24 protein-coding genes are annotated in these 19,587 nt (G+C 66.5%); 8 read left to right on the plus strand and 16 right to left on the minus strand.

Annotated elements, in window-relative coordinates; all coding sequences use genetic code 11:
* Nucleotides 1-2: 2 nt before the first annotated feature.
* The 6 genes from GON04_RS11700 to GON04_RS11725 form a co-directional block, all read right to left on the minus strand.
* Entirely contained in the window at nucleotides 3-953 is a 951-nt protein-coding gene (locus tag GON04_RS11700) for a LysR substrate-binding domain-containing protein (RefSeq protein ID WP_157398034.1), read from the minus strand.
* 251 nt (nucleotides 954-1,204) lie between these two features.
* Nucleotides 1,205-1,948, minus strand: a complete 744-nt coding sequence (locus tag GON04_RS11705; protein WP_157398035.1) for a sulfite exporter TauE/SafE family protein — start codon at nucleotides 1,946-1,948, stop codon at nucleotides 1,205-1,207.
* Nucleotides 1,949-2,122: 174 nt separating this feature from the next.
* Nucleotides 2,123-2,818 (minus strand): hypothetical protein, encoded by a 696-nt coding sequence (locus GON04_RS11710; RefSeq protein WP_157398036.1) that lies wholly within the window; start codon nucleotides 2,816-2,818, stop codon nucleotides 2,123-2,125.
* 112 nt (nucleotides 2,819-2,930) lie between these two features.
* Entirely contained in the window at nucleotides 2,931-3,188 is a 258-nt protein-coding gene (locus tag GON04_RS11715; RefSeq protein WP_157398037.1) for a DUF2970 domain-containing protein, read from the minus strand.
* A gap of 38 nt (nucleotides 3,189-3,226) precedes the next feature.
* Nucleotides 3,227-4,519, minus strand: a complete 1,293-nt coding sequence (locus tag GON04_RS11720; RefSeq protein ID WP_157398038.1) for a cytochrome c — start codon at nucleotides 4,517-4,519, stop codon at nucleotides 3,227-3,229.
* Nucleotides 4,516-5,247: a c-type cytochrome gene (locus tag GON04_RS11725; protein WP_157398039.1), complete on the minus strand. Its 732-nt coding sequence runs from the start codon at nucleotides 5,245-5,247 to the stop codon at nucleotides 4,516-4,518. The genes GON04_RS11720 and GON04_RS11725 overlap by 4 nt, the downstream gene beginning before the upstream one ends.
* A gap of 178 nt (nucleotides 5,248-5,425) precedes the next feature.
* On the opposite strand from GON04_RS11725, the gene GON04_RS11730 reads away from it, so the two are divergent.
* Nucleotides 5,426-6,841, plus strand: a complete 1,416-nt coding sequence (locus tag GON04_RS11730; RefSeq protein ID WP_157398494.1) for an aminotransferase-like domain-containing protein — start codon at nucleotides 5,426-5,428, stop codon at nucleotides 6,839-6,841.
* Between the two features lie 63 nt (nucleotides 6,842-6,904).
* Here the strand turns inward: GON04_RS11730 and GON04_RS11735 are convergent, their stop codons facing one another.
* Nucleotides 6,905-7,288 carry a nuclear transport factor 2 family protein gene (locus GON04_RS11735; RefSeq protein WP_157398040.1) on the minus strand — a complete coding sequence of 128 codons (384 nt, stop codon included), beginning with the start codon at nucleotides 7,286-7,288 and terminating at the stop codon, nucleotides 6,905-6,907.
* Between the two features lie 223 nt (nucleotides 7,289-7,511).
* Here GON04_RS11735 and GON04_RS11740 point away from each other — a divergent pair, with 223 nt between their 5' ends.
* Entirely contained in the window at nucleotides 7,512-7,994 is a 483-nt protein-coding gene (locus GON04_RS11740; RefSeq protein WP_157398041.1) for a GreA/GreB family elongation factor, read from the plus strand.
* Between the two features lie 54 nt (nucleotides 7,995-8,048).
* Here GON04_RS11740 and GON04_RS11745 read toward each other — a convergent pair whose 3' ends face one another.
* The 4 genes from GON04_RS11745 to GON04_RS11760 form a co-directional block, all read right to left on the minus strand.
* Nucleotides 8,049-8,390, minus strand: coding sequence for a hypothetical protein (locus GON04_RS11745; protein ID WP_157398042.1), 342 nt, complete (start codon nucleotides 8,388-8,390; stop codon nucleotides 8,049-8,051).
* Nucleotides 8,387-8,620, minus strand: a complete 234-nt coding sequence (locus GON04_RS11750; protein WP_198349258.1) for a hypothetical protein — start codon at nucleotides 8,618-8,620, stop codon at nucleotides 8,387-8,389. The genes GON04_RS11745 and GON04_RS11750 overlap by 4 nt, the downstream gene beginning before the upstream one ends.
* Nucleotides 8,621-8,689: 69 nt before the next feature.
* Nucleotides 8,690-8,887 carry a CsbD family protein gene (locus tag GON04_RS11755; protein ID WP_157398044.1) on the minus strand — a complete coding sequence of 66 codons (198 nt, stop codon included), beginning with the start codon at nucleotides 8,885-8,887 and terminating at the stop codon, nucleotides 8,690-8,692.
* A gap of 189 nt (nucleotides 8,888-9,076) precedes the next feature.
* Nucleotides 9,077-10,141, minus strand: a complete 1,065-nt coding sequence (locus GON04_RS11760; RefSeq protein ID WP_157398045.1) for a LysR family transcriptional regulator — start codon at nucleotides 10,139-10,141, stop codon at nucleotides 9,077-9,079.
* Between the two features lie 122 nt (nucleotides 10,142-10,263).
* Here GON04_RS11760 and GON04_RS11765 point away from each other — a divergent pair, with 122 nt between their 5' ends.
* The gene (locus GON04_RS11765) at nucleotides 10,264-10,728 is read left to right on the plus strand and encodes a YybH family protein (RefSeq protein WP_157398046.1); all 465 of its coding nucleotides are present in this window, start codon (nucleotides 10,264-10,266) and stop codon (nucleotides 10,726-10,728) included.
* Here the strand turns inward: GON04_RS11765 and GON04_RS11770 are convergent.
* Nucleotides 10,701-10,988 (minus strand): ketopantoate reductase C-terminal domain-containing protein, encoded by a 288-nt coding sequence (locus GON04_RS11770; protein WP_338050938.1) that lies wholly within the window; start codon nucleotides 10,986-10,988, stop codon nucleotides 10,701-10,703. The genes GON04_RS11765 and GON04_RS11770 overlap by 28 nt on opposite strands.
* Before the next feature lie 18 nt (nucleotides 10,989-11,006).
* Between GON04_RS11770 and GON04_RS11775 the strand changes: the two genes are divergently transcribed.
* Together GON04_RS11775 and GON04_RS11780 are read left to right on the plus strand one after the other, a co-directional pair.
* Complete coding sequence (locus GON04_RS11775; RefSeq protein ID WP_157398047.1) at nucleotides 11,007-12,161, plus strand: methyltransferase; 1,155 nt, start codon at nucleotides 11,007-11,009, stop codon at nucleotides 12,159-12,161.
* A 199-nt stretch (nucleotides 12,162-12,360) separates the two neighbouring features.
* On the plus strand, nucleotides 12,361-13,416 hold the full coding sequence (locus GON04_RS11780; RefSeq protein ID WP_157398048.1) for a hypothetical protein: 1,056 nt from the start codon (nucleotides 12,361-12,363) through the stop codon (nucleotides 13,414-13,416).
* Nucleotides 13,417-13,540: 124 nt separating this feature from the next.
* On the opposite strand, the gene GON04_RS11785 is transcribed toward GON04_RS11780, so the two are convergent.
* The gene (locus GON04_RS11785; protein WP_157398049.1) at nucleotides 13,541-14,422 is read right to left on the minus strand and encodes a class I SAM-dependent methyltransferase; all 882 of its coding nucleotides are present in this window, start codon (nucleotides 14,420-14,422) and stop codon (nucleotides 13,541-13,543) included.
* A gap of 127 nt (nucleotides 14,423-14,549) precedes the next feature.
* On the opposite strand from GON04_RS11785, the gene GON04_RS11790 reads away from it, so the two are divergent.
* Nucleotides 14,550-15,233: a winged helix-turn-helix transcriptional regulator gene (locus GON04_RS11790; protein WP_157398050.1), complete on the plus strand. Its 684-nt coding sequence runs from the start codon at nucleotides 14,550-14,552 to the stop codon at nucleotides 15,231-15,233.
* A 71-nt stretch (nucleotides 15,234-15,304) separates the two neighbouring features.
* On the opposite strand, the gene GON04_RS11795 is transcribed toward GON04_RS11790, so the two are convergent.
* From GON04_RS11795 to GON04_RS11805, 3 genes are all read right to left on the minus strand, one after another.
* A complete protein-coding gene (locus GON04_RS11795) occupies nucleotides 15,305-15,916 on the minus strand; it encodes a hypothetical protein (RefSeq protein WP_338050939.1) in 612 nt (203 codons plus the stop codon).
* A 106-nt stretch (nucleotides 15,917-16,022) separates the two neighbouring features.
* Nucleotides 16,023-16,751, minus strand: a complete 729-nt coding sequence (locus GON04_RS11800) for an alpha/beta fold hydrolase (RefSeq protein ID WP_157398051.1) — start codon at nucleotides 16,749-16,751, stop codon at nucleotides 16,023-16,025.
* Between the two features lie 133 nt (nucleotides 16,752-16,884).
* Complete coding sequence (locus GON04_RS11805; RefSeq protein ID WP_157398052.1) at nucleotides 16,885-17,556, minus strand: FadR/GntR family transcriptional regulator; 672 nt, start codon at nucleotides 17,554-17,556, stop codon at nucleotides 16,885-16,887.
* A gap of 164 nt (nucleotides 17,557-17,720) precedes the next feature.
* On the opposite strand from GON04_RS11805, the gene GON04_RS11810 reads away from it, so the two are divergent.
* Together GON04_RS11810 and GON04_RS11815 are read left to right on the plus strand one after the other, a co-directional pair.
* The gene (locus GON04_RS11810) at nucleotides 17,721-18,593 is read left to right on the plus strand and encodes a fumarylacetoacetate hydrolase family protein (RefSeq protein ID WP_157398053.1); all 873 of its coding nucleotides are present in this window, start codon (nucleotides 17,721-17,723) and stop codon (nucleotides 18,591-18,593) included.
* 24 nt (nucleotides 18,594-18,617) lie between these two features.
* A complete protein-coding gene (locus GON04_RS11815) occupies nucleotides 18,618-19,586 on the plus strand; it encodes a tripartite tricarboxylate transporter substrate binding protein (protein ID WP_157398054.1) in 969 nt (322 codons plus the stop codon).
* The last annotated feature ends 1 nt before the right edge of the window (nucleotide 19,587 follow it).

Below are 19,587 nucleotides of genomic sequence, written 5' to 3' on the forward strand. Positions count from 1 at the left end.
AGCTACGGCGACATTGCAGTCATCGATCGCGGTCGCAACTTGCCATCGGCAGTCTCTTCCTTGCCCTGTTTCTGGCGCAGCAAGTAGGCCAGCAGCTTCTCGGCGTGTGCAGGCAGTTCCTCCCTCTTGCGCATGCACACCAGGAGTGATCGCTGCGTCCAGGAATCCAGCAGCCGGACACAGCGAATGCCCGCACTGCGACGCTCGCGCTGGGCAACCGCCGCGGGGACGATGCCAACCCCGATCCCCTGGCCCACCACGGCGCAGACGTTCTCCAAGCTGCGCACTCTCACCCGATAGATGACTCGCCTGCCGGACCTTTTCATCTGACGCGTGATCAGCTGCTGCAACGCAATGTCGTCCGCGAGGCCCACGAACTCGGAATCCGGCAGCTCGGCCAGTGAGATGGCTCGGCGTCCCGCCAGATCGTGGCCGTCGGGCAAGACGAGCACCAGCGGATCGGGGCGGAACTGGTGGCATTCCAGGCCGGCTGTATCGGCGGCGTCCGAGAGAACGCCAAGATCACAAACCTCGTCCCGAATCGCATCAGCGATTTGCTGGCTGGTGCCCTCCTCCAGGTCGATGGAGATGGCTCGATGACTCCTGAGGAAGTTGGCGACCAGGCGCGGAAGGTGCTCGCTCACTGCGGAGGTGTTGCAAAGTAAACGCACACGGGCCTTCGCCCCTCCCCCCAGGTCCTGGAGCTCTCCCTGCATCTGCTGCATCTGCTGCAGGATGGCACGGGCGTGACGAAGGACGGCTGTGCCGGCGTCGGTCAGGGAGACCCCCTTCTTTCCCCGCACCATCAACCGCCCACCCAGCGCGTCCTCCATTCCCTTGATGCGCTCGCTGGCGGAGGCAGGCGTGAGGAAGGTCGCCTTGGCCCCGCCGCTGATGGTCCCGGCATCGATCACATTGACGAAGAGCTGCAGGTCGGTGAGGTCGTAACGCATGCAATCCACCTGGTCATGGCCCCACAGCTTAGCGGGGCTACACGCTGCCCATGCCGCCTGCCCGCATCAAGGCACGGCGTCTTGGCCGGCGGCGTACCAACAGACCCGACTGGCACGAACAATCAAGACGGGCTTGGCGGACGCTGACGAACGGGGGCCGATGGCGAGAGGTGTGCATCACGACTCGCGCCCTGTATCAGCGGGTTCTGCGGCGCAAACGCAGAGTCGATGGATTGCGAAGTGGATCTGCGTCACAGCAACTCCTTCGCAATGAGAGCCACCCCTAGCACTCCGAATACGACGAAGAGCGTCGTGCGAAACGTCGAAGCGGAAATTCGTTCGCGCATCCTCACCCCCAAGCCCATGCCGGCGAAGGCGCATGCGAGTGCCAGTGCACCCTCTTGGCTGAAAAGTGCGTGCCACGACGTGCCCCAGCCCAGGGAAACGCCGAGAGCGACAGTGCCCACCGTGAACGAGAGGCCCATCGCCTGCACCATCCTCTCTTTTTCGAGCGCCAGCATCTGAAGGAACATGACCATCGGCGCGATGAAGACTCCAGTAGCGGCCGTCATCGCACCGGTTGCATAGCCCACGACGAGGGCGGCGAGGAGAAGCGTGCGGCGCTCCAGCTGCAGCGTCATGGAGGGACGCAGGAGACCGTATGCCGCGTATGCGACGAGCACCACGCCCAGGCCCACGCGAACGGTCGCGGCTCCGCTGGCCAGCGACGGCAGTGGTGTCAGGAGGACGCCGGCGAAGATTCCCAACCACATCGGCCAGAGGATTGCCGCGATGCCGCGGAAATGCCTCCCCAGGCATTGCAGCACATTCGTCAGCAAGGACGGCAGGACCAGCAACGCAGCGGCGCTTGCAGGCGGCATGAACAGCCCCAGCAAGCCCATCGAGACAGTGGGAAGGCCCATTCCCGCGATTCCCTTCGTGGCACCGGCGGCAAAAAAGGTGGCTGCGACGCCGACCAATAGCAAGTTGTCCATGTGAGGAGTTTGTGCGGGCAGTCGGTTGCTTGTCGCGTCGGATGTTCCGTCGACTCGATTCGGCTGCGCCGAAACTGAACGAGCCACGAGCCCGAGGTGCACTGCCGATTCCGGACCTGCATTCATGTGATTGGCAGCCGGCAAGGGCGCCCTGCTTGCCGAGTGGCGGCAGGGTTAGTCGACCACAGTCCTTTGAATCAGGCACAAACTCCGCGACGCCGCATGAAGTTCATGCATTTCCGGAAGCCAGCGCGCGTGCTTCGCCGGTCGCATCACCTGGTTCACGGTCCGTGCGAGGGTTGCGCGCGCATCGGCACCTGTGTCTCCAGACATGTGCTCTACGGTCCGCCGGACCTCACCGGCCTGGATTGCGCATTTCAGGAAGGTTGCGAAGCGGGCGAGATGCTCGTGGATCTCGGTGGAGTTCTCCTGCAGTATCTCTTCCGGACGGAAGAACACCTTCTTGACGGAAATCATGGCGGTATCGTCCCCGTCTACCGCGCCGCGAGTGACGGGCTCACGCGTCAAGCCATCTTGCTCGCTGCTGAGCAGGGCCAGATGGGGCGCATGGTGCGGTGTGGTCTGCAGCAAGGCAGTCACCAAATACCAGGTCTCGCCGACGTTCGGCACTGGATGCAGTTCGCCTTCAAGGCGCAGCGCAGCGGGGGAGGCTGCAGCACGCAATGGAAGGAGCGCCTGAGCCGACCAAGTCGCGGTGCATGCGCCAGAGATGGTGCCGTCGAGAATGTCGCCCAATCTGTACTCCGCGACACCGATGTTCTCGCTCGCAAGCAGGACTTCAGCGAAGTGGCGCTGGACCGCAAGGATGCGTGCAACCGCCAGCGAAGTCCGTGCGGTCTCGGCATGCAATCGAATAATTCCCGCCAATCTCCACCTTGTCCTCCCTGGCTGGGTGCGATGCCGATGCCCAGGAGGTTCCGGCGCCCAAGGGCTGTCAGTATTGGATTGGTCGCTCGCTTGTTCATGATTGCCTCTGAACCTTGACCTTGGCGACCGCGGGGTCCACGCGGAATGGTGAATTTTCGGCGTCAGCCTCGGATGGTTCAGCGGCAACCACCGAGTGGGCGATGAACGCGAGGGTGCCGAGGAACAGAAGTACCAGCGCGAAGGCGACAAGCAGGAGCACTAGCGGGCTGGCTTTGGGCGGGGTTTCACCTCGCGCCTCGCTGGGTGCTATGCCGAAGAAGCTCCAGGCAACCATCTTGATCTGTCGGAACATGCTCACTTGAACTTCCCTTGCAGGTGGTGCCGGCCGGGTCATCGGACGCGGTGAACGTCGAAGGTGGACACGGCGGAAGCGGAGTTGCCCCAGGATTGGCGCACGTGGGTGGTCACGGCGGCGATGTCGTCGCCGCTCAGCACCTGGCCGAATGGCGGCATCCCGAAAGGTCGAGGATTGCCGGCGGTACTGGGGAGAAAGCCACCCCAGCGTACGATCTGCACGAGGTTGTTCGGCGAGTCCAGCAGCACTGTCCGGTTGCCCGCCAGGGCGGGATAGATCGAGGGCGTGCCCTGTCCTTTGTCGCCGTGGCATTCCGCGCAGTGCTGCTCGTACAACCTGCCGCCGCGAGCCATGGCATCCGGTGACGCGCGGCCGAGCGCCCGCTTCCGGTTGGTCTTCCGGACGGCCAGACCCGCCAGGTAGTCCGCCATCGCGTTCAGGTCGCCGGTGTCCAGGTATTGCGTGCTGCTGAAGACGACTTCGGCCATGGGCCCAGACACCCCGGCGTGGGCATTGACGCCGTCCTTGAGCAGGCTGACGATGTCCTGCCTCGTCCACTGCTGGACACCCGCTTCCTTCGGGTCGGCGAGGGCCGGTGCGTACCAGGCCTGGTCCGGCATCAGGCCGCCGGCGAATTCGGCGTTGAGGCTGGTTCCTCCCAGGAAATTGCGGCTCGAGTGGCAGGCGGCGCAGTGCGCCAGGCCGTCCACCAGATAGCGCCCACGATTCCAGTCGGCGGACCTGTCCGGTTGCTGCTGCAGCGTGCCCGGGCGGAAGAACAGCGCGCGCCAGACGGCCAGGGAGAGCTGCGAGTTGTACGGAAACGGGAGCTCGTGCCTGCGGTTCGCCTGCTCGACCGGCGGGACGGTGCGCAGGTACGCGTACAGGGCATCGGCATCCTCGCGCGTGATGCGGGTATAGCTCGGATAGGGGAATGCGGGGTACAGCAGGCGACCGTCCTTCGAACGGCCGTAGTGCAGTGCCCGCCAGAATTCAGCCGCCGACCAGGTGCCGATCCCGGTCCTGGCGTCGGGCGTGATGTTCGGCGCGTAGACGGTGCCGAACGGGGTTTCGATGCCGCGGCCGCCGGCGTACTCGGGCCGGCCCGCCACGCCATGGCAGCCCATGCAGTTGCCTGCGCGCGCCAGGTACGCGCCCCGCGCGACCACCGTCGCATCGGCGGCCTTCGGCGAGCGCGTCTCGTCGAGTGGTTCCTCGCCACGCAGGTTCAACCAGGCGACCACGGACGCTAGCAGGGCGAGGAGGAGGACGAACCCGGCGAGCCACGGGAGCCAGCGGCTGCGAAACACGGATCGGTGCGCGTTCATGGCTCCAGGCTCCCGCAGCGGATCGGGAGGGCTTCATTCGACGCTGGCGCCGGCTTGGTGCCAGGCGATAAGGTCTGGCTGGAGAGCCACTTGGCCATCACGGACAGTTCGTCCGGGGACAGCTTGTTCGCCACCTGCGCCATGCAGTCCGGGGCTCTTGCCTTGCGCTGACCGGTCCTCCACGCGCCCATCTGTGCACTCAGGTAGTCAGCCGGCAGTGTCAGCAGACCCGGCGTGGCGGGCAACATCCCCGCCAACTGCTGCCCGTGGCAGGCCACGCACGCGGGAATGCCGCGCTCGGGCGAGCCCCGCCAGACCAAGGCCTCGGCGGCGCGTTGCTCCGCAGGCGCGAGCGTGGTCGGCTGGGCAGGCGGATAGGGCAGGTCCAGCCCGGCGAAGTAGTCGGCGATGCCGCGCAGGTAGTCGTCGGACATGTGCTCCACCAGGTGGTTCATCGCCGCGTACTTGCGGCGGCCGGCCTGGAAGTTCTTCAGCTGGCTATAGAGATAGCCGGCCGGCTTGCCGGCGATGCGTGGAAAGTAGCCCTGGTTGGTGGCGCGTCCTTCCCGGCCATGGCAGACGACGCAGGCCTGCATGCGCTGGGCCATGCTGTTCTGGGGGACGGCGCCGGGGGATGGCGCAGGCTGGGCGCGCGGCGCGGTGACGAAGATCGCCAGCAGCAGGGATGCGGTGATGCGCAACAGGCGCAGTTCGGGGAGCGATGTCATGGTCGGCAGGTCAAGGCACTGTGCCACCCCGTCTGCACCGGTTGCATGCTCAGATCCATCAAGAAAATGCGTATCAGATGCAGGACAGCTACCGAACTCGCTCCTAACAAGGACGAATCAGTACAGTGGATGCATTGCATGCCCGTACACGGACCAGAGGAGCTCCCCAGTGTCGGCGATGAAGCGTTACGAAGCCCTTGCGCAAGACCTGGCCGACTCCATTGCCAGCGGCACATTCCGTCCGGGAGATCGACTGCCCTCGGTTCGCGAAACGAGTGAAAGCCGGCGGGTGAGCCCGTCCACGGTGTTCCAGGCGTACTACCTGCTGGAGGCGCGGGGGCTGGTGGAAGCGCGGGCGCGCTCCGGGTACTTCGTCCGCCATGCCGGAAGCAGACAGCCCGAGCCGGGGACGTCCGAGCCACAGCCGCGCGAACATGAGGTGGCGATCTCCGAGCTGGTGTTCCAGGTCCTCAGCCATGCCCGAGATCCCTCGCTGGTTCCGCTGGAATCCGCCTTCCCGAGTCCCTCCCTGTTCCCGCTGCCCAAGCTCGGCTTGGCCTTGGGCAAGGCTGCGCGGCACCTCGCCCCCTGGAAGTCGGTCGAGGACCTGAGCCCGGGCAGTGCGGGCTTGCGGCGCCAGATCGGCCTGCGCTATCTGGCCATGGGGTGCAGCGTCGACGTGCAGGAACTCGTCGTCACCAACGGCGCCATGGAGGCCCTCAATCTCTGCCTGGAGGCGGTGACCAGGCCGGGCGACCTGGTGGCCGTCGAATCGCCGACCTTCTACGCGGCGCTGCAGGCGTTGGAGCGCCTCAACCTCCGGGCGGTCGAAGTTGCCACGCATCCTCGCTTGGGCGTCGATGTCCACGCGCTGGCCGCGGTGCTCGAGCAGCATCCGGTCAAGGCCTGCTGGTTGATGCCGAACTTTCAGAACCCGCTGGGGAGCCTGATGTCCGACGAGTCCAAGCGCGAGCTCGTCGATCTACTCCAGCGGCACGAGATCCCGCTGATCGAGGACGACGTCTACGCCGAGCTCTATTTCGGAGCCCACAAACCACGGCCCGCCAAGTTTTGGGACCGCAAGGGCCTGGTCATGCACTGCAGCTCGTTCTCCAAGTCGCTGGCGCCAGGCTACCGCGTTGGCTGGACGGCGGCAGGCCGGTTCGCTCCCGTGATCGCGAAGCGCAAGCTGATGACATCGCTGGCCACGTCGGTGCCTGTGCAGGAGGGCTTGGCGGACTACCTGGGACGCAGTGGATACGACCGGCACCTCCGCCAGCTGCGGCACACGCTGGTCACGCAACGAGGCAACGTGGCGCGATCGATCGCCAGGCACTTTCCCACGGGAACCCGCGTGACCCATCCCGAGGGGGGCTACTTCGTCTGGGTGGAACTGCCCGAGTTGGCCGATGCGCTGGAATTACACCGGCTCGCACTGTCGCAGGACATCAGCGTCGCGCCCGGCCACCTGTTCTCCGCCGACAGGCGCTTTTCCCACCACCTGCGCATCAACTACGGGCATCCCGACAACGAACGGGTTGAGGGCGCGATCCAGACACTGGGCAAGATTGCCCGGGCTCTGATTTCCCGTTGAAGGGGGGCTTGACTGCAAGGCGCCCAGCGACCATGTCTGCGTCGGGTCAGAAGCCGATGTGCGCTATGCGACAGGGACCGGCAGTCGGGTCTTGCGGTAGGAATTCTTGGTCGCGATCTTCCCCTCCCGAAAGGTGAACAGGTCGCACCCGTTCACCTCGACCCGCGTTCCGTCCGTGCGTGTCCCCGTGAATGTCCACTCCGACACGCCACGGTCTCCGCACACGAAGTGGCATGGAGCGCGCCACTGTGCGTCAGGAAAGGTCTTCCACACCTCGGAGAAGCCGGCCCGGACGGCATCCCTGCCGGCGTAGCGGGTCCCGCAGACGTCCGAACCAGCGGAAGCCTCGAACACGCAGTCCTCGGCCATGAAGCCCATCAGCGCTTCGATGTCATGCCGGTTCCATGCATCGGCGAAAGCCTGGAGGTCGTCGATCGAAGGGTTCATGCGCCAGCTCCTGGGACGGGACTGATTCTGCGCTGCATGTCCGTGCCCGGCCACAAGCGGTCATTCCCGCAAATTGCAACGTATGAAAGGCTTCCTTGTCGGAGCGTTCTGGCCGTCTGAAAGATTGACGGCGCACTGCCGACAGCGCAATCTGGTCGAAGGCCGGTGGAGCCCTCGATAATCAAGCCTGCCCTCCGGTTGTCTGAGATGCCTATCTTTCGTCATGGATAAATTCTTGCTGCAACAGCAGGTGCTGAAACGGCTCGCCGAAGACTTGCTGCAAGCCGAACAGGCAGTGCGGGCGGCCCATGAAACGGCGACCCACAAAGAAAACATCGCCGAAAACAAGTACGACACATTGGGACTCGAAGCCGCATACCTGGCCACCGGCCATGTTCGGCGCGCGGAAGCCATCCGCAAAGCGCTGGCCAATTGGCGCCAATTTCGCCCGCGTCCTTACGACGTCAGAAAAGGCATACAGATCGGCGCGCTGGTCTGCCTGGTCGATTCCGACGACAAGCAGCAACACCTCTTTCTCGGCCCGGATGGGGGCAGCATGAAGTTGGTCAGCGGCACTCAGTTCGTTCAGGTCCTCAGCAGCGAAGCCCCTTTGGGCAGAGCGATTCTGGGCAAATGCGAGGGTGACGAGGTGTCGATACAGGTCGCTCCAATCCGACAGCAGTTTGAGGTGCTGCGGGTTCATTAAGCCGTGAACGACTCCTGTGGGTCGGGAGCGGCCACCCTCAAGAGTTATCTGCCCTCACGCGCGCCCGCCGGGCGCCAGGAGTTTCGCGTTGACCGCGAGACATGCCGCCTCTTCATCGGAGAAGATTGCGAGCAACCAGAAGGTCGCGTCGCTGCTGGCTGGTCGGCTAGTTGCGACGCTCGCGGGATTCGCCACTTTGGCCTTGATGTCTGAGGGAAGGGTGGAGGAGAGAAGCTCTTCTCGCACGAACGCCCGGACTGGATGCCGGGTGTCTCCCACCGCATAGATCAGGACCAAGTCCCGCGTCTTGTAGTGTTCGACTGCTTCCCAGTAGGCGCGAATCAGTTTGTCGTCGACCAACGCTCTGGCGCGGCTCTCAAGATCAGGATCGCTCATTCCAGGATTTTGCCGTGCAGAGGCGGCTGATCGGGGGACGGCTGCTTCGGGTCGATTGCAGCCATCACTTCGAATTGCAGGCAGCCAAGCTGCGGTCCCGGCCCGCGCATTGGCCGCACGCCATTAGCGCCTGCACTGTGCGCGGCCTGTTTCCGGATGCTGCCCCGGAACAAGAGGATGCACTGGCTGCTGCGGACGTAGGCGTCACGTGGGCTGCCGGTGGCCGGCATCTCGCAATGGTCAGTGCTCAACCCGCACTTTCTGCGAACAGTGCGATTGACGTTGCATGCCATGCGCTTTCAGCGCTTCGTTTCGAACTCCCGCAAGCGTCGTTCCGCTTCCGGCCGATCCACTCCCTCGCGAAGCTCGATGTGCCTCAGAACGTGCTCGCGCCTATCCGCTGCGGCATCAAGCTCGTGGTGGGTGAGGTGTTCCCATTGCGCCATGAGGCGTGCCTTGAACTCGATCCAGTTGTCTCGCCAGAGATGGTCGTGCATAGCACTTCCTTGAAGCCAAAGCGATGGCAAGCATACGCCGCCCGCCAATGCCCTCACGGCAGCGCTTCCTAAGAGCCGCAGCCCTGCGAGTAGACCCAGACCCCCACTGCTGTTCGCTGCTCGGCGCAAGGCTGCTCCCGGCCAGGAACGGACCTCCATGTTCGTGTTGATCTCCCGAAGAAGCCTTATTCAAGGGAGGCGACGTCGACCAGGCCGGGTCTGTCGGGAGCTCGAGCCGTTGTGCAATGGATCGATGACATGCCGGCCAGCGAGGAGCGCCTCATCGAACTTTCGCTGGCTTGCCACTTCCTCCGTAAGCCAACTAGCGAAGGTCATCACCCGACGGTCCTGCGCAGGCTGCGTTAGGAGGTAGTAGGCATGCGGTGCGAGCAAGACACCTCGTGTAGGCGCGACCAAGGCGCCTGAGCGGAGATGGTCGGTCACCATGGGTGTTCGCCCGAGGCATACCCCCTTGCCACGGGCCGCAAGCTCAAATACCGCCTGCCAATCTGAGACACGCAGCCAAGCTTCCGACTCGCTCGGCGCCTGCACGCCGACCATCTGACACCAGTTCGACCAGTTGCCCTCTAGCGGCGTCAATCCATCGTCGTACTCAAGGATTGGAGCGTGCAGGACGTCCTGGACCGACATGAGGCCCTTTCCTGCACAAGATGGAATCAGCCCGGGTGCGCAGCACGGAAGGATGTATTCATCGAGGAACCGAGGGAGACGGTCCTCCGCCTGGTCGCGGTGCAGGAGCCGAATCGCAAAATCCGAACCTGCGGCGTAAACGCTGTCGCTCATCGCCCGATCGGCATCAGTTCCGACACGCTGTGCCAGCGCAAGCCGGACGTCGATCTCCGGGTTGCGCATCGCGAACGCCGCCACGCGGCTGAACAGCCAGCCAACAGCAAGGCCACGAGGAACCCGCACCACGAGTTCCGCCCTGCCGCGCTGTGACTGCGCACGTCGAACGGATTCACGCAGTACGTCCAGGGCGCGGGATACGTCGACGGCCAGGGTTCGCCCCGCGGGAGTGAGGATCACCGAGAGAGGGTGTCGCTCGAACAGCGCAGTTCCAAGCCTTTCCTCCAGGGTTCGGATGGCACGGCTGACCGCCGACTGCGTCAGGTGAAGTTCCGCTGCGGCCCTGGTGAAGTTCAGCGTCCGCGCCGCCGCCTCGAAACTGCGGAGGCACTCCATCGGAATGCCACGCAGGGCGTCTGGGGCATGAGTGACATGCATGGGATCCATGCGTATTGCTCGCTTCCCATCGTGGTGGGTCCGCCTAGGATACCGACGCAGACGCGGAGATTCCAGCGATCCATCCCGCGTCCGCCCCCATACCTGAATCGCATCGCCTCCAAGGAGACATCATGAATGTCGCACAGCTCATCCGGGTCGTCAGCGTGACCGTTGCCTGCGGCTTCTGTGGCATCTGTGCGGCGCAAGACGCGCCGCATATGGCTGTGTTGCAGGCCAATAGCGCGTTTGAGCAAGCGCTGTCGCAGCGTGATCTGCGAGCAGTAGAGAGTGCCTGGCTGCAGGATGCCCACGTCATCGCTGTGCACCCCAATGGGCGTCCAGCTGTCGTTGGCTGGGAGGCTGTACGCAAGAGCTGGGAAGCCGCACTTGCGAACTTTCCCGAACTTTCCGTGAGCATGGCGCAACCCATCGTGCGCGCGATGGGCAATGTGGCAGTAGTGGTGGGCACGGAGGTGGTGCGTGGCTCGCGTCCTGACGGCAAAAGTGTCGAGTTCCAAGCGAGCACCACCAACGTCTTCGAACTGCGCGAGGGGCGTTGGTTGATGGTTCACCACCAAGCGACCAGGCTGCCATAGAAAACTGGTGCCCTCCCTACGGCCCGACAGAAAAGAGTGCGAACGGAGCACTTCCATCTCATCGTCCGGCCGCGCTCGTGATCGAGAAGGACCGAGGGCCTGGCATCGCGGCCCCGTTCGCCGAACGCCCGCACATGCGCCGTCGCATCGGTGACCGCCAGGGAGATGCCCAGGCCTCGTGCCACCCGGAGAGCTTCCTCCGCTGCGCCCCGGGACACCGCGCCGACACTGGCAGAATCTGTCGTGCCCCTGACTTCCACGCCCTGCGCCCACGATCGATGACCGCTTCCGACGAGTCGATCCTCCAGTGGCAGGAAGATGGCCAGGAGCGTCAGCTCCGGTGGCGATCGGAGGCAGGCTGGTCAGCGCCCGCGCGCGTGCAGCTTGCCGACGACCAGATGCCCGCCGACGTCGCATACCGTCTCGCCTGCGAAGGGACAGCGCTGCTGTGGCGCGGAGACTTCCAGAACGCGCGACAGCTCCTGCAGGCTCTCGGCCGCAGGCTCGACCGCCCACCGCGCAAGGCCGTCGCCGCGCCGGCGTCGCCTGCCGAAGCCTTCCATCGGCACCGGCAGGCGCAGGCGCGCCGTGCGCGGGTGCTTGGCATGGTGCTGATCGAGGTCGACGGCAACTACGCCGTTCACCTGCGCCGGGCGCCCGATCTGCGCACGGCGATCGGCGAGGCCTGGGGACCGCCGGACGGCCAGCCGTGCGCCGTGGCGATGCGTGAATGCTTCGGGCTGGTGGGCGCACATGAATGGCGCAAGAAGGGCGTGGAGGTGCCAGCACTCGGGCCGCCGCCGGCCAACCGAATTCACGCGCACTACGGCGTGTTCTCGCCGGTACGAGGGGAGTACCTCGACCTGATCGGCGCAGCACCTCTGCCGGTTGGGGCCTCGCTGGCCTGGGACATCGGCACGGGCACCGGCGTGATCGCAGCCGTGCTCGCGCGCCGCGGGATCGCGCGCATTGTCGGAACCGACCTGAATCCGCGTGCCCTGGCCTGCGCCCGCGACAACATCCAGCGACTGGACCTGCAGCGGCAGGTCGAGATCGTCGAAGCCGACCTGTTCCCTGCTGGAGTGGCTCCGCTCATCGTGTGCAACCCGCCATGGCTGCCCGGCAAGCCCAGCTCGATGCTGGAGCAGGCGGTCTACGATCCTGGGAGCCGCATGCTGCGCGGGTTCCTCGGCGGACTTCGCGAGCGGCTCGCGCCAGGGGGCGAGGGCTGGCTGGTGCTGTCCGACCTGGCGGAGCACCTGGGCCTGCGCTCGCGCGACGAACTGCACGCGCTCTTCAACGCTGGTGGGCTCGTCGTTCGCGAGCGCCTGGATGTCCGACCGCGCCACCCGAAGGCCAGCGACGCGAGCGATCCGCTGTCGGCAGCCCGCGGTCGCGAAGTCACCTCTCTCTGGCGCCTTGGCGCGGCCTGAGCGCCGACGCGGTCGGCCGTCGCCCTGGCGGCGTGAGGCAACAAGCTGCATGGCGAACCGACGAGCAGCGACCAGCCCGCGAAGGACTTCCCGTTCTCTCATGCCAGCCCGTCGGATTCGAGGCCGCAACACCCACTGGGCTGCCCTACTGGTCGGCTAAGCTCGACAGTGGAGTGAACAACCGATCCGAGGAGAACAGATGGAAAACAGACTCGCATTCAGCGGCGAGCGGTCGTGGTCGCGCCTCATGCGTGCCGGCCTCATGTGCCTGCCCGCGCTGGCCGTGCTGGCCTGCGGGGGCGGCGGCGGAGGTGGGGGCGGCGGCGCCCCCGCTGCGCCATCGGCCGCGGCGCTGGTGATCACGGCAGCCAACGCGCCGGCGGTGGCGGCCGAGGCGCTGGAGACGGTCACGAGCACCGACGCGGCGACCGCCGGGGGCCAGTTCGTCACCGGCGTGCAGATCGAGGGCGGCGGGGGCAGCCGTCCGCAGTTGCTGGCCAGTGCCAGCCTGGCGCTGCTGGCCAGGCCGCAGGCGAGCAGCACGCTCGCCGCCGGCGCGGTCGTCTCGCAGGCCTGCACGGGTGGCGGAACGATCTCCGTGGATGCCACCACCTCCGGTGCCGCCTCCATGGTGGCCGGCGACTCGCTGCGCATCACTGCAAGCAACTGCAGCGAGTCGGTCGACGGGACCCCAACGGTGTTGAACGGCAGGATGTCCATCGCGGTCACGAGCGGAAGCTACGACCCGAACTCGCCCGTCTACCCCAAGAGCGTCACGTTGCGCATCGTGAGCAGCAGCTTCTCCGTCGGCGCTTCCGGCCAGACGGAGGTGTTCGACGGCGATCTGACCCTCGCGCTCACGGACACCACGGCGACCTCGGGCACCCTCACGGCGACGTCGGCATCGCTGTCCAGCACGGTCGGGGCGCGCCGCATCACGCTGGGCGACTACCGGCTGCAGGTCACCCATACGTCCGTCGATTCCGCGCTGAGCGTGTCGGCCAATGTCGAGTCCAACAACGGTCAGCTGGCGTCGACGCCGGTCCGCTACACGCTCACGACGGAGACGCCGGTCAAGGTGACATCGGCTGGGCTGGTGACGGCCGGTTCGATCCGGGTCAGCGGCTCCAGCTCCTCGCTGCTGCTCACCGTGACCTCGACCGATGCCTTCTCGCTGCGGGTGGACTCGAACGGCGACGGCACGATCGATTCCACGCGCACGATCACCAAAGCCGACTTGCAGGCACTGAACTGAGGTTTTCCTTGCCGCTGCTGCGCGCGCGTGGCGGCACCTGAAAGCAGGTGAGAAGCCCCCCCGGTGGGGGCTTCTCGCTTTCAGCACGTCCTGGTCGCATCGCCTGGCCGCCGCGGACTGCACGCTAGCGCACGCCTGCGCCGACGAGCATCTCGCAGGGGCCGACGAAACCCTGCGCGGTTTCGAAGCGGCCCAGCGTGTCCTCGATCTCCCGCCAGGTGTCGGCCCGGTCCGCGTCGCCCATGCTTGCCATCATCTGGTGCAAGGCACCGAACGACTCGCGCTCGAAGCGTACGCACTCGGCTGCCGTCGGCAGGCGCACGGGCGAGTCGACGCGGCGCACTTCGACCTCCCGGAAGCCCGCTGCCTCCAGCGTCCTGGCGAGCACGCCCTCGCCGCCCAGCGAGAAGGGGCCGGGCTGGCCGGGCAGCGGTGGCGGCAGTTGCGCACGGCGCCGGATGATGCCCACCGGCAGGGAGAAGAAGGGATTGCGCTCCGGCGTGGAATAGACAACGGCGGCGAAGCGACCGCCGGGCCGCAGCGCATGGCGGATGCCGGCCAGTGCGCGCTGCTGGTCGGGGAAGTAGATCAGTCCGACGCGCGAGATGGCGGCGTCGAACGAGGCCACCGGCAACAGGTCGTGGCGCTCACCATCCAGTTCGCGCGTCTCCACATTGGCCAGTCCGGCCCTGTGCGCGGCCGAGCGCGCATGTTGCAGGATGGCGGGCGAGAGATCGGTGGCGAGCACGGACCCGTTCGCACCGACCCGGCGCGCCGCCGCCAGCGTCTGCTCGCCCGCGCCGGCCGCGATGTCGAGCACGCGCGAGCCGGGCGCCACCCCGGCGAGGTCCAGCATGGCGTCGGTGGCCGGGCCCAGCCACTGGCTCAGCAGCGGCGACCAGCGGTCCCAGGCGTCGGCGGCCGCCTCCCACTGGGCGCGGGTGGTCTGCCTGAACTTGTCGGCATCGAAGACGGCGGGTGCGGAAGGGCTCAGGACTTCAGCCATGGGGGTCACTCCTTGACGGCATGCGGCGCGACGTGCGCCGTGGGTGCAAGGTAGGCGGGGCGCACCGTGCCCACAAGTCCAGAATCTGGAGCGCCCGCGGCGCTCCCCCGGGGCCTAGACTGGGGCCATGATCGACTACATGCAGTTCTGCACGGTCGCCCGGGGCTCGGAAGTGCTCGGCGAGCTGTGGACGCCGCTGGTGGTGCGCGAACTGCTGTGCGGCAGCCGCCGTTTCAACGACATCCACCGCGGCGTGCCGAAGATGTCGGCCACGCTGCTGACCCAGCGGCTGCGCAAGCTCGAGGCGATCGGCGTGCTGGAGCGGCGACGCGTCGACAAGGCCTGGGAGTACCACCTCACGACCGCGGGCGAGGAACTGCGGCCCATCGTGGTGGGCATCGGCCACTGGGGCGCGCGCTGGATCGGCAGCCGGCTGCGGCGCGAGCAGCTCGATGCCGGTTTCCTGATGTGGGACATCCGCCGCTTCGCCAGGCTGGAGGAGTTCCCTGCGCAGCAGCGGACGGTCGTGCATTTCCGTTTCCGCGACGCGCCGGCAGCCGAGCGGCGCTGGTGGCTGGTGGTGCAGGACCTCACCGCCGACCTGTGCCGCGACGATCCAGGCCACGATGTGACGGTCATCGTGGACGCGACGGTCCGCGCGCTCACCGAAGTCTGGACGGGCGACAGCCACCCGCAGCAGGCGATTCTCGAGGGCGCTCTCACGGTCCAGGGCGCGGGCCACCAGGGGCGGCAACTCTGGCGCTGGCTCGGACGCAGCCTGTTTGCGCCGACGCGCATGGCGCGGGGCTGATCGGGCCGCGCACATTCACCGCCGGATTGATGATCCCGCTGCCGGTGACTGAGGGAACGGCAGGATGTGTTCTAGGCGCCCCTGGCGAGTGACACCAGACCCAGATATTCCGAACGGGTCTGCGGCAGGACGGCACCCACCAGTTGCTCGTAGGAAGTGCGGTGGCGCGCAAGCATGCGGGCCGAGGCCACGGACTTCGACCTGCAGAACCAGTGGCAGGTATGTTGCATCAGGAGCATCTCGGCGGTGATCGCGAATGCGCGATCCTTGGCTGACTTGGCGACTTCCTCGTCGACGGCACGACAAATGCCCCGTGCGTGGACACGGAGTGCTTCGCGCATGTCGAAAGAACCGGCAAAGGCAGACGCCAAGGGAAGCCAGATCGGCAGCTTGCTGACGCGGGTGGCCGCAGGATCGGCAGTCGCGAAGTCATGCGCGAGCTGGCGCATCTGCTCGCACAACGCTTGCTCGGTTGTCCGCAGCAGGGCCCAGACCTGATCGCGCCGGCCAGGATCGGCCTCGCCCAAGGCGCGCAGGTAGCCCTCGGTCAGGGTCTCGATGTTCTTTTCGATGCTGTGACCAGACAGGAATCGGGCAAGGACGGTGATGCGCTGCCTCTGCAGCCTGGCCTTGGCGATCCAGAAGACGGCCAGGGCCATGGCAAAGGTGAGAAGGAAATCCACTGCACGATCCTACACAGGGGCAAATGGCTGCTCCCGGCCAGGAGCGGCCGTCGGCGGCGAGGAGAAAGGCTCCAGGCGAGGCCCGATGGGCCTCGCCTGGAGCCCATCAGTCGCGCCCGGCTTCCTCGATCTTCTTGGCAAGCAGCTCGGCATGGGTGAACAGCGCCTCATGGCTGCCAGGCGCTTCGGACAACCGGAACAGGCCCAGGCGCTCGGACAGGCGCGGATGCCAGGGCATGGAATGCGGCAGTGAGACGTCCTGCTGGAAGTTGACGTAGGACTTGCCGATCTGCAACGCCGCCAGCTCCGTGCGCAGTGTCACTGGCTCGGTGAATGTGCGGTACGGATGCGGATTGAGCCTGGCGTAGGTGCTCTCGGCCAGCGCGAGGTCGGCATCGTTGATGAAGACTTCGCGCCAGATCGGGAACGGCAGCATCAGGGCGTTCCCGTTCGCGGCGGCGAGGCTGTCGAACATCGCCTTGTAGTGCGGCGGCACCATGTCGTTGAGGCACTGGCCGTTCAATGGCACGAAGGCGTTGACGTAGATGAGCCGGCGGATGCGCTGCGGGGCCCAGTCCGCCACCTGGCTGATCACCATGCCGGCGTAGCTGTGGCCCATCAGGCGCACGTTCTCGAGGTTCTCGGCGTCGAGAAAATCGAGCAGCGAACGTGCGGCATCGGGCAAGCCGATGGCGGCGCGGTCGTCGCCCGGCCGGTTGCCGGCCAGGGTCGGGCAGTGGACGGTGTGGCCACGGGACCGCAGGTGCTTGGCGGTGGGCTCCAGGAGTTCGCCGCTGTGCCAGGCGCCGTGCACCAGGACGTAGGTGTCAGCCATGGGGGCTCCTCTTCGGGCCGGTCCCGCACGACGCGAGGCCGGTGCGGGCCAATTTAGCCCGTCCCGGACGCGGGGGGTGTAGCACTGTGTGCCCGATCCGCAGGGAGCGGAAGCGGGGCAGCCGCCCCAGGCCTCAGGGCCGCAGCAGGTTGCGCTGCACGCGCAGAAGGTGTTCCGTGGCCACGGCGCGCGCCTCGTGCACGTCGCGACGCTTGAGGGCCTGCACCAGTTCGCGATGCTCGGCCTGGTACTGCAACCGGCGCTCGGGCGTCACGCTGCGCTTCTTCAGCACGCCCCACTCGCCCTGGTTGCGCACCTGGTTCATCAGCTGGAACACGTTGGACACGAAGCTGTTGTGGGCGGCGGCGGCGATCGCCTCGTGCAGCATGCCGTCCCAGTGCTCGAAATCCTCGAGCGTGGTCGCGGCCTCCGCCCGGTCGCAGCAGGCATCCATTTGCTCGAAGTCCGCCGTGGTGGCATTGCCGATCACCATCTCCAGGATCGCGGGCTCCAGCGACAGCCGCGCCTCCATCAGTTCGGCCGGACTGGTCTGGCGCACGGGGTCGACTGCCGCCATGCCGTTCACCACCGCGCCCGCCTGCTGCGTCACATACGTGCCGCTGCCCACGGTCTGGCTGATGACGCCGAGGTCCTTCAGTTCCCCCAGCACGCGACGCACGCTGGTGCGGCTGATGCCGAACTGCTCGCACAGCGCCCGCTCGGTCGGCAGGCGGTCGCCGGTCTGCCAGCGGTGCGCGCGCAGGCTGTCCAGGATGTACTCGCGCAGGCCCGATGCGGTGTTCAACGACTGTCCCTCCGTGTTCTGAACCAAATCATACCAATTCGACCTGCCGGCAATCTCACAGTGATCCGCTTGACTATCGCTGCCGTTTGCCTACCATTCGCGACCCTATTTGGTCGTTATTGGTTCGCTGTTGAACCAATTGACGCCACGCTTTGGAGACTCGAATGCGCATCGCTACCTTTGTCGCCGGCGGCCGCCGGCAAGTGGGCCGGGTGTCGGCCGATGGCCGACAGGTCACTCCTTTCCAGTTGTCCTCCGAGGCCGCCCAGTGCGGCGCCCAGCCTCTGGTCGAAGCGGCCGCCCGTGGCCAGCCGCTGCCCGCGCTGGAAGCCGCCAGCCTGGCCCTCGCCTCCGTGAAACTGGAAGCGCCCATCCCGCTGCCGCGCCGCAACGTCTGGTGCGTGGGCCGCAACTACCACGCCCATGCCAAGGAGCTGGCCGCGTCCGTGTTCAAGGACAACGCTGCCAACGTGCAGGAATGGCCGATCGTCTTCACCAAGGTGCCGGAGACCGTGACCGGCCCCTACGACACCGTTGCGATGCCGGGCGCCGCGGTGTCCACGCAGATCGACTACGAGGCCGAACTGGTCGTCGTCATCGGCCGCGGTGGCAAGAACATCGCCAGGGCCGACGCGATGCAGCACATCTTCGGCTACACGATCTGCAACGACGTGACGGCCCGCGACGTGCAGATGCGCCACCAGCAATGGGACATGGGCAAATCCTTCGACACCTTCTGCCCCATGGGCCCGTGGATCGTGACGGCCGACGAGATGGACGGCCGCAAGTCCCGGGTGCGCTGCTGGGTCAACGACGAGCTGCGCCAGGACGCGCCCACCGAGAACATGATCTTCGACATCCCGACGCTGATCGAGACCGTCTCGCGCGGCATCACGCTGCTGCCGGGTGACCTGATCGCCACCGGCACTGCCGCCGGCGTGGGCATGGGCTTCAAGCCCCCGCGCTACCTCGGCGCCGGCGACGTGGTCCGCATCGAGATCGACGGCATCGGTTCCATCGAGAACAAGTTCGCCTGAGCCACGGACAACAAGGAAACGACGATGACCATCACCCGCCGCCCCATCCTCCGCCTGCTGGCCGCAGCCGGCGCCATGGCCGCCGCCGCCGGCGCGTTCGCCCAGAGCGACTATCCCAACCGCCCGGTGAAGGTCATCGTGCCGTTCGCCGCCGGCGGCCCGGCCGACAACTATGCGCGCTTCATCGCCCAGCGCCTGGGCGACGCGCTCAAGCAGCCCTTCGTCGTCGACGACAAGCCGGGTGCGGGCTCGGTGATCGGCACCGACGCCGTGGCCAAGTCCCCGGCCGACGGCTACACGCTGCTGCTGATGTCCAACACGCACACGGTCAACGAGACGCTGATCCCGACCAAGCCGTTCAGGCTGATGACGGACCTCGTCGGTATCGCGCCCATCAACTCGTCCGACCTGATCCTGGTGGTCCACCCCTCGGTGGCAGCCAGGACGCTGCCGGAACTGATCGCGCTGGCCAAGTCCAAGCCGGGCAAGATGAATTACGCGTCTTCCGGCAACGGCACGCCCTACCACATGGCCGGCGAGCTGTTCAAGCACCTGGCCGGCGTGGACATCGTGCATGTGCCCTACAAGGGCAGCTCCAGCGCCCGCACCGACGTGATGGGCGGCCAGGTGGACATGATGTTCGACGCCGTGACCACCATGGCGCCCGTGGCCAAGGAAGGCAAGGTGCGCGCGCTCGCCACCACGGGCCTCGCGCGCACCGGCGACCTGCCCACCGTGGCCGAGATCGTGCCGGGCTACGAGGCCACCATCTGGCTCGGCCTGATGGCCCCCAAGGGGACGCCGCAGGCCATCGTCGACAAGCTCAATGCGGAAGTGCGCAAGATCGTGGCGCAGCCCGACGTGAAGGCCGCCTGGGCCAAGCAGGGCGCGGCGCCCATGTCCATGAGCCCGGCGGAGTTCACCGCCTACCTCAACAAGGACATCGCGAAGTGGGGCGCGATCGTGAAGGCGTCGAACATCAAGCCGGAGTGAC

The sequence above is a fragment of the Ramlibacter pinisoli genome, from assembly GCF_009758015.1.
Classification (GTDB): domain Bacteria; phylum Pseudomonadota; class Gammaproteobacteria; order Burkholderiales; family Burkholderiaceae_C; genus Ramlibacter; species Ramlibacter pinisoli.

Bases quoted from the DNA above. Each gene is read 5' to 3' on its own strand.
- GON04_RS11715 (WP_157398037.1), bottom strand. From the start codon at position 3,188: ATGTTCCGACAGATCAAGATGGTTGCCTGGAGCTTCTTCGGCATAGCA.
- GON04_RS11760 (WP_157398045.1), bottom strand. From the start codon at position 10,141: ATGGATCCCATGCATGTCACTCATGCCCCAGACGCCCTGCGTGGCATT.
- GON04_RS11730 (WP_157398494.1), top strand. From the start codon at position 5,426: ATGAAGCGTTACGAAGCCCTTGCGCAAGACCTGGCCGACTCCATTGCC.
- GON04_RS11815 (WP_157398054.1), top strand. From the start codon at position 18,618: ATGACCATCACCCGCCGCCCCATCCTCCGCCTGCTGGCCGCAGCCGGC.
- GON04_RS11700 (WP_157398034.1), bottom strand. From the start codon at position 953: ATGCGTTACGACCTCACCGACCTGCAGCTCTTCGTCAATGTGATCGAT.
- GON04_RS11705 (WP_157398035.1), bottom strand. From the start codon at position 1,948: ATGGACAACTTGCTATTGGTCGGCGTCGCAGCCACCTTTTTTGCCGCC.
- GON04_RS11780 (WP_157398048.1), top strand. From the start codon at position 12,361: ATGGAAAACAGACTCGCATTCAGCGGCGAGCGGTCGTGGTCGCGCCTC.
- GON04_RS11750 (WP_198349258.1), bottom strand. From the start codon at position 8,620: ATGCCGGCCACCGGCAGCCCACGTGACGCCTACGTCCGCAGCAGCCAG.
- GON04_RS11810 (WP_157398053.1), top strand. From the start codon at position 17,721: ATGCGCATCGCTACCTTTGTCGCCGGCGGCCGCCGGCAAGTGGGCCGG.
- GON04_RS11720 (WP_157398038.1), bottom strand. From the start codon at position 4,519: ATGAACGCGCACCGATCCGTGTTTCGCAGCCGCTGGCTCCCGTGGCTC.
- GON04_RS11740 (WP_157398041.1), top strand. From the start codon at position 7,512: ATGGATAAATTCTTGCTGCAACAGCAGGTGCTGAAACGGCTCGCCGAA.
- GON04_RS11800 (WP_157398051.1), bottom strand. From the start codon at position 16,751: ATGGCTGACACCTACGTCCTGGTGCACGGCGCCTGGCACAGCGGCGAA.
- GON04_RS11765 (WP_157398046.1), top strand. From the start codon at position 10,264: ATGAATGTCGCACAGCTCATCCGGGTCGTCAGCGTGACCGTTGCCTGC.
- GON04_RS11775 (WP_157398047.1), top strand. From the start codon at position 11,007: ATGACCGCTTCCGACGAGTCGATCCTCCAGTGGCAGGAAGATGGCCAG.
- GON04_RS11725 (WP_157398039.1), bottom strand. From the start codon at position 5,247: ATGACATCGCTCCCCGAACTGCGCCTGTTGCGCATCACCGCATCCCTG.
- GON04_RS11755 (WP_157398044.1), bottom strand. From the start codon at position 8,887: ATGCACGACCATCTCTGGCGAGACAACTGGATCGAGTTCAAGGCACGC.
- GON04_RS11785 (WP_157398049.1), bottom strand. From the start codon at position 14,422: ATGGCTGAAGTCCTGAGCCCTTCCGCACCCGCCGTCTTCGATGCCGAC.
- GON04_RS11745 (WP_157398042.1), bottom strand. From the start codon at position 8,390: ATGAGCGATCCTGATCTTGAGAGCCGCGCCAGAGCGTTGGTCGACGAC.
- GON04_RS11790 (WP_157398050.1), top strand. From the start codon at position 14,550: ATGATCGACTACATGCAGTTCTGCACGGTCGCCCGGGGCTCGGAAGTG.
- GON04_RS11735 (WP_157398040.1), bottom strand. From the start codon at position 7,288: ATGAACCCTTCGATCGACGACCTCCAGGCTTTCGCCGATGCATGGAAC.